This window comes from Aliivibrio logei, assembly GCF_001691055.1.
Lineage (GTDB): Bacteria > Pseudomonadota > Gammaproteobacteria > Enterobacterales > Vibrionaceae > Aliivibrio > Aliivibrio salmonicida.
This window is the reverse complement of record NZ_MAJU01000015.1, coordinates 140,388-154,736: the sequence shown is the minus strand read 5'-3', so window position 1 is coordinate 154,736 and position 14,349 is coordinate 140,388. Positions and strand designations below refer to the sequence as shown.

Sequence of the window (14,349 nt, the reverse complement as noted above, 5' to 3'; positions counted from 1 at the left end):
AGTATTTTTGACAATAAAAAGGGACATGGCGATGAAGTCATGTCCCTTTTTTGTTTCTATCAATTAAACATATTGAAGCACTAAGCGGTTCCATGCTTTTTTCTGTTGTTCAAACTGCATTTTTATTTGTTTATGTTGAACATTTAGAATCGCGATTTCATATTGTTTTGATAATGCATTCTTCTTATTTTCAAGTAATTGCTTTTTTGAATCATAGTATTCAGACATGCGATCAATCAGGGCTTCGTACTCGGCCTCTAAATGCTCTTTTACGGCATGATAGTTATGAAGCTTTGCAATTTTATCTTCTGCTTTTTTTCGTAACATTAACGCTTGCGCTTTTTCTACTTTAGCTTGAGGGCTAATGCGAAGTTTGCTTGTTAACCCTAACCAAGAGCAGCTTTTAATTAACCATTTAGTTGGATCATATTGCCACCAATAAATGCCATTTCTATAGTCATTTTCGAATATGTGGTGGTAGTTATGATAACCCTCCCCAAAAGTCAGGACCGCTAAAATACCATTATCACGAGCGGTATTTTTCTCTGTATAAGGTTGGCTACCCCAGATATGAGCGAGTGAATTAATGAAAAAAGTCGTGTGGTGGTTTAATACTAAACGTACTGCACCTATCATTAAAAGCATGCCAAGGATGTCACCATAAATAACACCCAGAAGCAGTGGTACACCTAGATTCATGACTAAAGCAAGGGGAACATAATGATTATGTTGCCACATGACTATTTTGTCTTTTTGTAAATCACGGCAGTTTGAATAATCATCAAATTTAGCTGGCTTATAGTGACGTAGCATCCAGCCTATATGTGAAAACCAAAATCCGCGTTTTGCTGAATAAGGGTCTTTATCATTATCATCTACGTGACGATGATGAATTCTATGATCAGATGACCAATGTAAGGCACTATTTTGTAGGGCAAAGGCGCCCCCTAAAGCAAAAATAAAACGTAATGCAGGATGAGCATTATAAGCTTTATGAGACCATAAACGATGATAGCCAGCTGTTATAGAAAGATTACAAAAGCTAAAAGTTAGCAGCAGCCATATCCAGTGTTCAGTACCTAGGCCGTTATAATAGGCATAAATAGGGGTTGCAACTAAAGCAAGTAACAGACTTGATGTAAAAATAAATACATTCAACCAAATAATTGGTGGTTTAGATCCTTTATTCATAATAACAGTTCCATTTAAGCGTACAGTTGTGCGCTAGAATAGTTCGTGTGGATATTTTAGTCAAGATAAGTGCGGTAGCAATAGGTAACTAATTTAAACAAATGAGAGGTAGATAAAAGAAGTAAGAAGGAGGGAACAAGTTTGCTATAATTTGGTACAAATAAATTTCGTATGAGTTGTAGTAAATGAAAATGTCATTTTCAGAAGGGGACATTATTGCTAACCAGCATGAGTTGGTTGTGCGATTAAATAATAAATCTAAAACAATGTTACAAGCAGAAGTTGATGCCATTACGTTGATTGGTGGGGCAAATGTAATTAGCGCAGTAGGAAGTGGATTAAAATGGTCCGTATTATTAGATGATGAACAACAGCTGCAACACCTCTCTCAAGAAATAGGCATTGCGATTGAGCGTTATTAGCTTAATCGTTTTGGTAAGACAATTTGGTTTTTTCCCTGTTGTTTAGCTTGATACATATTGTTATCAGCGTTTTGAACTAAAGCTTCAATACTGCATGAAGTTGAAAGGCAGGTGCTGATACCAATACTTACCGTAATTGAATGTTGAATGCCATTAAATATAAAATGCACTTCTTCGCAGGCATATCTGATTTTTTCTGCAATATTATTCGCCTGCTCTACATTGAGTTGCGGGAAGAAAATAATAAACTCTTCACCTCCCCATCGGCCGATAACACCGTTATCTTTGACGAACGTTGAACACAGCTTTGCAAATTGTTGGATAACACTGTCGCCAGCACTGTGGCCAAATTGGTCATTAATAAATTTAAAGTTATCGATATCAATTAATAAACAAGTCTGAGAGGGGCGTAAATGCTCTTCTTGTTCTTTTAATAAAAATTCAGTTATTGCTCTGCGATTTAATAATCCAGTTAAGTCATCGTGTTTGGCTTGAAATTCAATTTTACGTTCTAAATGGTATTTTTCAGTAACGTCGATAATAGAACTCTGAACGGCAAGTTCGCCATTCCAATCAATAACACTTTCAAATAACTGAAAAAATCGAGATTCACCATCAAGGCGTATGTTTTCAACAACTGAGTTTGTATTTTCAATTTCACCAGAAATCAATTGATAGTATAAATTAGATGCATGTTCATGATTATATTCAGGAATAATGAATTTAAAAGACTCCATCGCCATGACTTCGGCAACCGATTCAGCACCAATAATACGGACAAATGCGGGATTAACCATAAGCGGTTTGAAGTGGCGATGAACAACAATACCCTGTAAGGAATTCCATATTAAGTCTTTGTATTTTTGTTCTTGTTCTAAAATCTTATGGTTGGTTTCATCAATGGCTGACATATCAATAACCGTAATTTGTAGTGCAGGTTCTCCTTCCCATTCCACAATATGATCGACAGTTAGAACTGAGAAAATTCGACCATTAGCATCTTGGTTGACGTATGAACGAACCTTTGGTTGGTCTTTTCCTGACATGACATTGCTGTAAGATTGTTGCGCGAGTTCATGGAACTTAGGATCAATAATTTCAAATAATGAACTGAGATTCATAACATCGTTAACGGATTCAAATCCAAATGTCTGTGCATATTTTTCATCTGCAAACAAAGGAATAAAATTACGATGTATAACAATGCCATAAGTTGAATCGATAACTATGGATTTCATATATTATCTCGGTCATTAAATAATACTTTTTATACTAGCGTTTTATGAACAAAAAATAAACGTATTATATGTGGTAAATAATTGAGGAGGGGGTTTATCTTGCTGTCCGTTTATAAATGTAGATGTGATAGATACAAAAAAGGCATCGTCTTTCGACAATGCCTTGGTTGTATTGGCGGAGCGGACGGGACTCGAACCCGCGACCCCCGGCGTGACAGGCCGGTATTCTAACCAACTGAACTACCGCTCCAATTTTTTAAAACCCAGACTCTATCTGAATTTTGAAAATTGGTGGAGGGATAGGGATTTGAACCCTAGAACCGCTATTAACGGTTGCCGGTTTTCAAGACCGGTGCTTTCGACCACTCAGCCATCCCTCCGTTGTTGAGCGCATAATACGGCGATGAGTAAATCTTGTAAAGTCTTAAATTAAAATAAAGAAGTGTTCGTGTTTTTTTTATACATTTAGCGCATTTATTCTCCACGTTATTTTTATTTTTCATGAAAGGAAACGCTAAAAAAACATAAATGAAACATATTGCTACATTTGTTAGGTGTGCTTTTCTTATTGATTAATAACAACTAACTGTTCTAAATTTTTAATTTTTTTTGTGTTTTGTTAACGTTTTACTCTGATTGTTTGAACTTTGCATTTATCGTGTGACTTAATTGTTGGTCATACGGTTCCCTATGAAGAGAGTCTTCAAAGGGCATAATTAAATGGAAATTGAGAATGAATAAAAAATTATTGGCATTAGCTATTATCGCTGCATCATCTAACGCAGTGGCTGTTGAACTTTATAATGAAGAAGGCACAACCTTTGATATTGGTGGTCACGTATCTGTTGCTTTAGAAGGTTCTGATGAAGGTAATACTGATGTAACTTCTGTCTCTCCACGTATTAATTTTAATGCAACGCATGATCTTGGTAATGGTTTTGTTGCTGATGCAAAAGGCGAATGGGCTCTTAACTATTTAGATGGTGGTGAAAATGCATTCACGACTCGTTTAGGTTACATCGGTTTGACGCATGAAGAATTTGGCCGAGCTGTTGCGGGTACGCAATGGTCACCTTATTACAGTGTCGGTGGTGTTGCTGATTTACCAATTGCATTTGCCAACGAATTTCTTTACGAAGATCAAGGTAACTTAGGTACGGCTCGTGCAGACAAAATGTTGAGCTATGGGAAAGCGTTTGAATTGGGTGATGCAGGTAAACTAGCATTGGCTGCTGGTTGGCAGGGACGTAAAACAGATACGCCTGACAATTCAATTATTGAGAACGATTACGGTAACCGTGCTCAAATCGCATTGAATTATAATGTTGCTGGTTTCTCTGCAAACTATGCATACAACACAGGCGATGTAGATTACGGTCTGAAATCAGAAACATCTGAGTCTCATATATTGAGTGCAACTTATGGTCAATATGGTTCAGGCTTATATGTTGCTGGTGTATATGCAATGAATGAGAATATGAACAGTGATGCTAATGGTATCTTGATTGAAGATGGTTCAGCATACGAAGCTTTGGTTGCTTACGCTTTAGATAACAGTTTAAACCTTAGCTTAAATTATGAATCAGTCGTTGATAATGACGCAAGTAAAACAGTATATAGCACTACGGCTATTCAAGCGGAATACAACTTTACTGATAAATTTGTAGGCTTTACTGGTTATCAATTAGATCTTGGTAATGATTATAATGACACAGAAGACAACAAGTGGATGTTAGGTGCTCGTTACTACCTATAATGGTTAGCACACTATTATTCTAGAATCTTAGATCCAGCGTATTTCAAAGTACGTTGGATTTTTTTATTTTAACTATACTAAGATTAAGTGAGTGTTTTTATTTGTGCAGTAGGTAAAGAGGATTAGAAATGGTGGTGAGAAAAGGATGTTTCACACACAGAAAAATATCAATCAAACTGGCACTTGGGGGGTTGTTTGTATTTGCTACTTTATTTACGGCATCAATAGCGATTGGGTTTCAGTATTATTTTAGTAAGCAACTCGCCACAGAGAATGCATTAACAACCTATTCATCAATGTCTACGATGGTAAATACGCACATCCGTTTTCTGGATACCGGGGCTTCAAACGTAGGTAAAATTCTAGCAAAAATTGGCAGCTCTCCTCATTATCAAAGAAGAGAAGAGGACATTAAAAAAATATTTACTGAAGTATTATCAAATAATCCTATCTTTTATAGTATTTATATTGCTTCTGATAACGATGATTTTTTTCAAGTGATTAATTTGGATGCGTCATTAATTATTAGAGAAAAATTGAATGCGGATAAAAATGATCGATGGGTATTCGTTCAGGCCAAAGGGGAGGGATCGCAACGGATTAAAACATTTTCTTATTACTCTGACGATTTTGTATTAAGAGACAAAACAACAGCAGCCACTACTTATTACCCTTCACAAAGGCCTTGGTTTTTACAATCTCAAGAAAATGTATCTTATAAAACTAACCCTTATTTCTTTCAATATCTTCAAATCACTGGGCAAACGTATTCAATTAAGGTGGAAAATACCGACAAAGTGATTGGCATTGATATTGTTCTTTCATCGATGTCGGACGCTTTAGTCTCATCTTCTCTTGGTAGTGCTCTTGAGAGTAATCAAGAAGGGTTTATCTATAAAGACTCGGGTGAAGTAATCGCTTCAAATTGGAATCATTCATTCAAAAAAGCAGACATTGAGTCGGTTCCCTTAAAGTTAACGGAAGAAGAGAAAGCATTAGTTCAAAAACGCGGTAAATTGAAAGTATCAAACCAAATGGATTGGCTTCCAATTGACTATGCTGTCGCAGGTAAACCTGAAGGTTATGCCATCGAGTTATTAGAAATTGTTTCTGAAATGACAGGGCTGAAATTCAAATTTATTAATGGTTTTTCTTGGAATGAATTAGTTGAAGAATATCAAAAGGGAGAGATAGACTTATTACATTCGATATTAAAAATAGACAATAATTTAAAATTTGAACGTTACAGTGAACCTATGTACCAACTGCCGGTTAGTATTGTGACTAAGCAAACGGACATAAAAATAGAGAGACTTGATCAGTTAAATGATAAAGCACTCGCGGTTGTTAAAGATTGGTCAGTGATCCCTAAATTAAAACAAGGTTACCCGAGAGTTGATATCGTGATATTTGACACGATTAAAGAGGCGTTGAGTTCCGTCGTATCGGGTCGAACCGATGCTGTTATTGGTACGACGCTTACCTTGGGTGCCGCCAGTGAACAATATGTATTTAGTGATTTAACTTTTCATCAGAATGTGAGTATTTTAGGTTGGAATGGCAACTTGAAATTCTTTTTTACAATGAAGAAAGAAGATCAAGCGGTTATAAATTTAATTAATCGTGCTATCCAAAATATTTCTTTAGCTCAGCGTTCAATGTTAGAAGACAAATGGAATGGCAGTTACCATTTGACGGTGAAAGATCAAGAAAGAGATCTTCTGGTGCCTTACCCCGAATTAGTTACGTTAGCGAACAGTGAAGGGTTGCAAGGCCAGTTGATACAAAAAGACGTCAATGGCGTGATGAAATATTTCTATGTCAGCGCCATTAATGAAAATGAATATTTTGGGGTCGTTATTCCTAATGAACTTATTTATTCAGAAGTGAACGAAAAACTTTATGCCTCAATTTTACTAACGATGATTGTGATGGTGCTATTTATTCCCTTTGCGTGGTTTTTAAGTGGACCTGTTGTTAAACCGATTCGATTATTGCAAAAAGAAACCATACAAATAAAAAATGGTAATTATGATCAGGTACTAAAAGTGGATAGCTATATAAAAGAAGTATGGGATTTATCCGTCTCAGTCGATGATATGGTTAAAGAGCTTATCCAACATGAAAAAAATCAAGAAGAGTTCGTAGAGTCTTTTATTCAATTGATTGCTCAAGCGATAGATGATAAATCGCCATATACGGCAGGGCATTGTAATCGAGTGCCAATATTAGGAATGATGTTAGCAAAAGCGGCTGAAACGTCGAAACGAGGCATCTTAAAAGACTTTGTATTTCTCAATGAGGATGAACGTAGAGAGTTCAGAATTGCGGCTTGGCTTCATGATTGTGGGAAGATAACCACACCAGAACATATTATTGATAAAGGAACAAAACTAGAAGCCAATTATAATCGAATTCATGAAATTCGCATGAGATTTGAAGTGTTATGGCGTGATGCTGAAATTGAATATTATAAGGCAGTTCAAGAAATGCCAAATAATGAATCAGAACTAAGAAAACAAAAAGAGTTAACACAGAAAGAATTAAGACAAGAATTTGAATTTGTTGCCACTTGTAATGTTGGTCAGGAATTCATGAGTGAAGAGGCTCAAGATAAGATCCATCTAATTTCGAAAAAAGAATGGTTACGTTTTTTTGATGACACCCTAGGCTTATCACCAGCCGAAGAGCTAGCAATAGATAAAAGCACGGTAACACTGCCCATAAAAGAGCAATTACTTAGTGATAAACCATATCATCAAATTACCCGTGTCCGTTCGTTTGAAATAAACCCAGAATTTGGAATAAAAATGGAGGTCCCTGAATTACAGTACAATTTGGGGGAAATATATAATTTATGCATTGAGCGTGGAACGTTAACGACAGAAGATCGTTTTAAAATTAATGAACATATGATAAGTACAATCAAGATGCTAGAGAGCTTACCATTCCCACCTAAACTAGCTCGAGTTCCAAGATATGCTTCAACTCATCATGAAACGCTAAAAGGAACGGGTTACCCTAGAAAATTAAGTGCTAAAGACTTGTCTGTTCCAGAGCGAATATTAGTATTGGCTGATATTTTTGAAGCCCTTACCGCATCTGATAGGCCTTATAAAAAAGCAAAACCAGTGAGTGTTGCTATTGAGATCATGTATCAGATGGTTGTCGATGAATATATTGATGAAGATGTATTTAAGCTCTTTATTGAAAGTGGTCTTTATATTGAGTATGCGAAAACATACCTACCAGAAGCGCAGTTAGATACTGTCGATATTACTAAGTATCTATAGCTAATGATTTAATTAGTATGATTGATATTAGTTTTGTTACAATCAGCCCAAATTATTGTCTATGTAAAGGTTCATCATGTCATTTGCTTCATTAGGGTTAACTACCGAGCTCGTTAACATCGTTTCAGAATTGGGTTTTACAGAGGCAACTCCTGTACAACAGCAAGCTATCCCACTCGTATTAAAAGGACATGATGTACTTGCAGGGGCACAAACGGGTACAGGTAAAACGGCGGCCTTTGGTTTACCACTAATTCAACGGTTGATTGAAAGCCCAAGTCCACGAATTGCTAATTCTAAAGTTATTCGTACGTTAATCTTGACGCCAACAAGAGAGTTGGCTCAACAAGTGTTCGATAGCTTGGTGACGTATACTAAAAATACCGACCTTAAGTGTGTTGTAGCGTATGGCGGCACAAGTGTCAAAATACAAACAGAAAACCTTATTGGTGGTGCAGACATCTTAGTTGCTACACCAGGGCGATTACTTGATCACTTACACTTAAACAATATAACGTTAAATCAAGCTGAATACCTTGTTTTAGATGAAGCAGATAGAATGCTTGATATGGGCTTTATGCCTGACATTCAACGTATCTTACGAAAAATGGCAAGCAAGCATCAGACGTTATTTTTCTCTGCTACGTTTGGCGATAAGATTAAAGAGATTGCTTACCGTATTCTTGATAATCCAAAAGTGGTTCAAGTTACCCCTTCAAATAGTACTGCAGATACTGTTGAGCAAATGGTTTATCCTGTCGATAAGCATCGTAAAAGCGAATTGCTTGCGTATTTGATAGGCTCTCGTAATTGGAAGCAAGTTTTAGTCTTTACAAAAACCAAGCAAGGTTCTGATGATTTAGTAAAAGAGCTTAAGTTGGATGGCATTAAAGCGGCTTCTATTAATGGTGATAAAAGCCAAGGTGCTCGTATTCGAGCATTAGAAGAGTTTAAAACGGGTAAAATTCGTGCATTAATTGCGACTGACGTAGCTGCTCGAGGCTTAGATATTGAACAACTTGAATGCGTAATTAACTACGAATTACCATTTAAAGCAGAAGATTATGTTCATCGAATTGGTCGTACAGGCAGAGCTGGGCACACTGGTAAAGCCGTTTCATTAATGAGTGCGGATGAAGATTACTTATTAAAAGCGATTGAAACATTATTAGATACGCGTTTACCTCAAGAATGGTTAAAGGGTTACGAACCAGATCCTAATGCACCGAAAAAAGAGAATCAACCGAGACAAAGCCGTGGTCGTTCTTCAGATAAAAGAAAAATGAAAGCAAAAACAAACGTTCATGCTAATCGCGGTAAGTTCAAGAAATAAGAAAACATAATATATAAATCAAATACCCAATATTCATGAATGAAATGATGTTGGGTATTTTTTTTGTTTGTAATGTGGTTGTTTTATATTTGAATGTTATATGTGGTTTATTTTTATCTTATTTGTTTTACTTGATCTTTAATAGTGTGATTATGTTCAAATATAAGTCATTAATTCTTAAGTATGAAGCACATTAATTCTGTATGTAAAACAGTGTAAAATTGTATTGATTGAGAAAAAACTGAGCGTATGATTTCTCGAAAACTGAAACCATTTGTGGACCATTTTTCTTCAGTTTTGTTGGAGTCGTTATGCTGCAAAGAGTTGCAAAAGCACTTTGCTTATCATCTTTATTTATATCCTCTCATTTATTTGCAGAGTCTTTTACTTTACCTATTTGGAAAGAGGAGGCGGAAGCTCGTGGGTACACTTTACCTGAAGCTTTTGGGCTGAACGTTAGTTACATGAAACAAACTCAAGACATCTCAGTAGACAGTGTTGGTTTTGAGGGGACTATTCCGGCTCTTTTGCCGTGGAAGCCGCCGCATGCGCTAAGTAATTTGGTTGATATAGACGCCGTAGGAAATGGCAAGCAAGAGAGTGAAGTATTAACATTACGTGGTGATGTTTGGCTTTTCCCTTTTCTTAATCTATACGCCATTGTTGGACAACTTAAAGGTTATTCTGAGACGACGATTCATGTAAAAGCGCTTGGGTCTGAGAAATTGTCAGGAAATATGCCATTTCGTCTGGATTTGAACGGCACGCTTTATGGTGCTGGTTTTGTTCTTGCTGGTGGATATAAAGATATTTTTACGTTAGTTGATGCGAGTTATACAGAAACCGCACTAAACGTTATTGATGGCTCTATCACTTCTGTCGTTATTTCTCCTCGTATAGGATATGACTTTACTCGCATGGGGACGCCATTGCGTTTTTGGGTTGGTGCGATGTATCAAGAGGTTGAACAATCATTATCAGGTAACTTAACTGACATTGGATTAACGGGCAGTTTGGGTAATCTTGTGGGTAAAGTCGATAATGGCCGCTTTAATGTTGAGCAGCATTTAGTGACCCCATGGAATACGTTATTAGGTATGCAATATAAATTGGACGATGGATTATACCTATTAGGTGAAGCTGGTTTAGGTAAACGAAAAAGCCTTTTCTTAACTGTTGATATGCGATTTTAAATCATGAGATTGATAGGATTCCTCACTGTCGTTATTTTTAGCGCATGTACTTTTACGATCTCAGCAAAAGAAAAACCAGAAGGCTGGGTCGATACTTTTCTTGAAGAATTAGGATCATCTGAGACCATCGATGTCAGTAAAGGGATTGATTGGGCTGTATTACCCGGTCCTTTTGCAAATCCTGAGCAAGGCTTTGGTATCGGTATCGCGGCGGTTGGTCTTTATTCTCCGACAGCACCTACAGAAGGGACGCCATTATCAACCATTAATATTACCGGCTATGGGTCTAGCTCTGGCTCTTATGGTGTTGGTGTGAATAATCGTACGTATTTTGATAATGATGATTTGCGATTACTTGTGGAAGCGAAAGCAAGCCATACCCCTGAGTACTACTGGGGTGTTGGTAGAACTGCCGCAGAAACCGACAGTAATAAAACGTTAGTAGAAGCTCAGATTTTAGGGTTTTCACCGAAAATAGCGTATCAATTTTTACCGAATACTTATGTATTAATTGGCCTTGATATGGAAAGTCATCGTAAACAATCGTCTGATACAGACTTATTGCCAAGTGATGATCTTGCTGATCGTTTTTTAAGCGCCTCAACACTCAGTCTTGAATATGATAGCCGAGATTTTGAACTAAATGCTCAAAAAGGCATGCTATTTAGTGTCAATTGGAATGCGTATCGAGAAGAGTTTGGATCTGATTTTAATTTCGATAAAATAACGATTAACTATCGGCAGTATTATGCGTTATCAGATGCAACTATTATTGCTTGGGAAGTTTTTGGTGAAGATGTTGAAGGGGATGCACCTTGGTTTGCGCTTTCTAGCTTAGGCAGCGATAAGCGTATGCGTGGTTATTATTCTGGCCAATATCGCGATAATACGCAATTGTCTGGACAGATCGAATTTCGTCATCAATTGACACAAAGACACGGAATGGTTGCGTGGATCGGTGGTGGTAATGTCGGCGATTCTTTTAATACGTTGTTTGATTCTAAATGGTTACCTACTTATGGGGTAGGGTATCGATTTGCGTTTAAGCCTCGAGTTAATGTCCGGTTGGATTATGGTCTAGGGAAAAACAGCCAAGCCATTTATTTTCAAATTAATGAAGCATTTTAGAGAGTAATCCTATGAATAGTAAAACAGTCGCTATGATAGCGAGTTTCCTTTTTTTGGGGAGTTCATTTTCAGTCTTTGCTGAAGCTCCTGTCGGCGTTAGGCCTTGCTGTGCGTTTGGTACTAATTTACAAACCGAAGTAGGAGGGATCCCCGTTCCTTTTGTTTCTGTTGAAAACGTACTGAACATCAGCGAGTTAGGAGATCATATTTATAATGATGGAAGCCAAAGCGTTGCGAGTAGCTTAATGGGATTCGGGGACGAAAGTAACGGAATTTTTTATTCAGAAAAAGGCGGTTTTTTAGATTCAGCTCATATTCGTGATACTGCCGATTTTACCTATTTTCTCTATACCGAAATCAGTGCGCATTTAGGTGAAAACTACAGTATTGCTCTCTCTCCTGAATTAAAAGATCGAATAGTACAAATGAACGCTTCAACGGAATCGTATTCGCAAGCACAACGAAAATCTATTAGTATTGAAGTCGCCGCATTAACCGCTTATCGTTTAGCGCAATGGCATGAAATTGCTCAATGGTTTGGTATGGAATCGGTTGGTGGTTTTAAAGAATACGCATCCGCTTTTTCGCCAGAAGATTTGTATTCAAATATGCTTGGGGCAAAATTAGCGAGTGCGGTCATTTCTAATAATCCAAATCTAGATAAAAATGATTTTTCAAAAGCGATGACACAAGCGATTCATGACAAGTTTATTGAATTGAAAGTCGGGTCGAAAGAAGAGTCAAAAGCAGAAATTGAAAGTATGGATGGTGTATGGTGGGATAGCGATAAACGTCTGCCAAATAAATGGGTAGTTATTCATAGAGAATATCATTTAGGCACGGATCTTCGTCCTAATGGGTTTAAAAATGGAATGGAAGAAAGCTTAGCAACCGAACACGAAGGACTTGTAACGTTTAAGCTTATGCCGAATCAAAATGATAATGCGTTCGTAGCATTACCTAAATCATTACAAAGTAAATCTTATTGGACACCGAGTGATTTTCAACGTATTGCTGATTTTGCTAAAGAAAAAGACGATAAAGAGCTCTCTACAAACCCGTAATCTTTCTATTACTTGAATAAAAAAGCCCCGATAGCTAATGCGTATCGGGGCTTTTTTTGTCTTAAAAGATATTAAGCTTTACTTGTCTTTGGAACCGTACCGTATTTCTCAGTACTAAACCCTTTCACTAAACTTACACACATTAGAAGTAAGATAAAGGTGAATGGCAGTGCCGTAGAAACAGTACCGGCTTGCAGTGCTTGCATCGCTTCAGTGCCGCCAACCCATAATAATACGGCAGCGATAGAACCTTGAACGATTGCCCAGAAAATGCGTTGTGGTACTGGCGCATCAACTTTACCACCCGCGGTAATGCTGTCGATAACCAATGAACCTGAATCTGATGATGTTACAAAGAACACCATGATTAGGATGATTGAAATCACAGAAAGAGCTGTACTCATTGGCAATGCATCATACATATTAAACAATGCCATGGTTATGTCTTGTAGACCATTTTCACCAAGCTCACCGACTTTATTTGTGACTTGTTCCATTGCTATACCACCAAAAGCAGACATCCATAATGCGGTTGCGGCTGTTGGAATTAGCATTACTGAAATCAAGAATTGACGAACAGTACGACCTTTAGAAACACGTGCAATGAACATACCTACAAACGGAGACCATGAAATCCACCATGCCCAGTAGAATACGGTCCAGCCGTGCATCCAACCTTCATCAGGGCGACCGTGTGGATTACTTAACGGAATGATGTTCTCAATGTAACCCATAACCGTTAGTGGTATTGCTGCCATTACATCAGAAAATCCGATGATGATGATGAAAATAAGTAAGGCAAGAGCAACAAGCATATTTACATTACTAAGCAGTTTTACACCACCATCAATCCCACGAATAACCGAGATCATTGCTAGCATGGTAACAAAGATGATGACACCAATTTGCATATTGACACCACCGTTGGTGCCAAATACATGGTTGATACCACCAGCGGCTTGTTGTGCACCCAAACCAAGAGAGGTTGCAAGGCCAAATAATGTTGCCAATACGGTTAAAATATCAATGATATGACCAAACCAACCCCATGTTCTGTCACCTAAAATAGGATAAAAAACAGAACGCATAGATAGTGGTAAGCCTTTGTTAAACGTAAAGAAAGCTAAAGAAAGAGCAACAATACCGTAAATAGCCCAAGGGTGAATACCCCAGTGATACATTGTACCGCCTAGCGCCATTTTCTTTGCTTCATCGGTAAATGGTTCAACCGCTAACGGTGTACCATACCAATCGGTAAAATAAGCAACAGGCTCAGCAACACCATAAAACATTAACCCAATACCCATGCCAGCAGCAAATAGCATTGCCATCCATGAAATAGTGGAATGTTCTGGTTTTGCGTTATCGCCACCAAGACGGATCTTACCAAAAGGAGAGATAATTAGAAGTAAACTGAAAACAAGGAAGATATTACTAGACCACATAAATAGACCATCAAAGTTATTGATGATGCTTAATTTTACGCCGTCAAGAATAGATTTGGCTTCTGTTGGGTCCATAACCAGAAGAACAGTAAGAAATAAAATAATGGCACCAGCACTAATACCAAAAACTTGGTTATGAATATCAAAACCCCATTTTTGAATATTGTCTTGGCCAACTTCATAATCAGTACTGTCAATGCTGTACTTATCCGTAGTACTCATGTGTCCTCACATAATATATATGATAGCTCCAATCGGAGGCTACCTAAGCGCTGTTAACATTTAA

10 protein-coding genes and 2 tRNA genes are annotated in these 14,349 nt (G+C 37.4%); 7 read left to right on the top strand and 5 right to left on the bottom strand.

Translation table 11 applies throughout. The features are described 5' to 3' along the window. Nucleotides 1-63: 63 nt before the first annotated feature. Complete coding sequence (locus tag A6E04_RS14860; protein WP_065611715.1) at nt 64-1,191, bottom strand: acyl-CoA desaturase; 1,128 nt, start codon at nt 1,189-1,191, stop codon at nt 64-66. 185 nt (nt 1,192-1,376) lie between these two features. Here A6E04_RS14860 and A6E04_RS14855 point away from each other — a divergent pair, with 185 nt between their 5' ends. Continuing rightward, complete coding sequence (locus tag A6E04_RS14855; RefSeq protein ID WP_012551768.1) at nt 1,377-1,613, top strand: DUF3389 domain-containing protein; 237 nt, start codon at nt 1,377-1,379, stop codon at nt 1,611-1,613. Here the strand turns inward: A6E04_RS14855 and A6E04_RS14850 are convergent. The 3 genes from A6E04_RS14850 to A6E04_RS14840 all read right to left on the bottom strand — a co-directional run bounded on the left by A6E04_RS14850 (nt 1,610) and on the right by A6E04_RS14840 (nt 3,231). Beyond that, nucleotides 1,610-2,851, bottom strand: a complete 1,242-nt coding sequence (locus A6E04_RS14850; RefSeq protein WP_065611714.1) for a sensor domain-containing diguanylate cyclase — start codon at nt 2,849-2,851, stop codon at nt 1,610-1,612. The genes A6E04_RS14855 and A6E04_RS14850 overlap by 4 nt on opposite strands. A 173-nt stretch (nt 2,852-3,024) precedes the next feature. Further along, nucleotides 3,025-3,101, bottom strand: a tRNA-Asp gene (locus A6E04_RS14845). Between the two features lie 39 nt (nt 3,102-3,140). Continuing rightward, a tRNA-Ser gene (locus A6E04_RS14840) sits at nt 3,141-3,231 on the bottom strand. 353 nt (nt 3,232-3,584) lie between these two features. Here A6E04_RS14840 and A6E04_RS14835 point away from each other — a divergent pair. The 6 genes from A6E04_RS14835 (at nt 3,585) to A6E04_RS14810 (ending at nt 12,618) form a co-directional block, all read left to right on the top strand. Continuing rightward, on the top strand, nt 3,585-4,607 hold the full coding sequence (locus tag A6E04_RS14835) for a porin (RefSeq protein ID WP_017020903.1): 1,023 nt from the start codon (nt 3,585-3,587) through the stop codon (nt 4,605-4,607). 128 nt (nt 4,608-4,735) lie between these two features. Then, nucleotides 4,736-7,900: an HD domain-containing phosphohydrolase gene (locus A6E04_RS14830; RefSeq protein ID WP_065611713.1), complete on the top strand. Its 3,165-nt coding sequence runs from the start codon at nt 4,736-4,738 to the stop codon at nt 7,898-7,900. 76 nt (nt 7,901-7,976) lie between these two features. After that, a complete protein-coding gene (locus tag A6E04_RS14825) occupies nt 7,977-9,233 on the top strand; it encodes a DEAD/DEAH box helicase (protein WP_012551772.1) in 1,257 nt (418 codons plus the stop codon). Nucleotides 9,234-9,544: 311 nt separating this feature from the next. After that, complete coding sequence (locus A6E04_RS14820) at nt 9,545-10,426, top strand: hypothetical protein (protein ID WP_017020900.1); 882 nt, start codon at nt 9,545-9,547, stop codon at nt 10,424-10,426. A 3-nt stretch (nt 10,427-10,429) separates the two neighbouring features. After that, nucleotides 10,430-11,554: a BamA/TamA family outer membrane protein gene (locus A6E04_RS14815; RefSeq protein ID WP_017020899.1), complete on the top strand. Its 1,125-nt coding sequence runs from the start codon at nt 10,430-10,432 to the stop codon at nt 11,552-11,554. Between the two features lie 11 nt (nt 11,555-11,565). After that, entirely contained in the window at nt 11,566-12,618 is a 1,053-nt protein-coding gene (locus A6E04_RS14810; RefSeq protein ID WP_065611712.1) for a DUF4056 domain-containing protein, read from the top strand. A gap of 71 nt (nt 12,619-12,689) precedes the next feature. Here the strand turns inward: A6E04_RS14810 and A6E04_RS14805 are convergent, their stop codons facing one another. Then, nucleotides 12,690-14,285 carry a BCCT family transporter gene (locus tag A6E04_RS14805; RefSeq protein ID WP_017020897.1) on the bottom strand — a complete coding sequence of 532 codons (1,596 nt, stop codon included), beginning with the start codon at nt 14,283-14,285 and terminating at the stop codon, nt 12,690-12,692. Nucleotides 14,286-14,349 lie beyond the last annotated feature (64 nt).

Coding starts and splice junctions, on each gene's coding strand:
- A6E04_RS14835 (WP_017020903.1), top strand. CDS start 3,585: ATGAATAAAAAATTATTGGCATTAGCTATTATCGCTGCATCATCTAAC.
- A6E04_RS14815 (WP_017020899.1), top strand. CDS start 10,430: ATGAGATTGATAGGATTCCTCACTGTCGTTATTTTTAGCGCATGTACT.
- A6E04_RS14805 (WP_017020897.1), bottom strand. CDS start 14,285: ATGAGTACTACGGATAAGTACAGCATTGACAGTACTGATTATGAAGTT.
- A6E04_RS14855 (WP_012551768.1), top strand. CDS start 1,377: ATGAAAATGTCATTTTCAGAAGGGGACATTATTGCTAACCAGCATGAG.
- A6E04_RS14820 (WP_017020900.1), top strand. CDS start 9,545: ATGCTGCAAAGAGTTGCAAAAGCACTTTGCTTATCATCTTTATTTATA.
- A6E04_RS14810 (WP_065611712.1), top strand. CDS start 11,566: ATGAATAGTAAAACAGTCGCTATGATAGCGAGTTTCCTTTTTTTGGGG.
- A6E04_RS14860 (WP_065611715.1), bottom strand. CDS start 1,191: ATGAATAAAGGATCTAAACCACCAATTATTTGGTTGAATGTATTTATT.
- A6E04_RS14850 (WP_065611714.1), bottom strand. CDS start 2,851: ATGAAATCCATAGTTATCGATTCAACTTATGGCATTGTTATACATCGT.
- A6E04_RS14825 (WP_012551772.1), top strand. CDS start 7,977: ATGTCATTTGCTTCATTAGGGTTAACTACCGAGCTCGTTAACATCGTT.
- A6E04_RS14830 (WP_065611713.1), top strand. CDS start 4,736: ATGGTGGTGAGAAAAGGATGTTTCACACACAGAAAAATATCAATCAAA.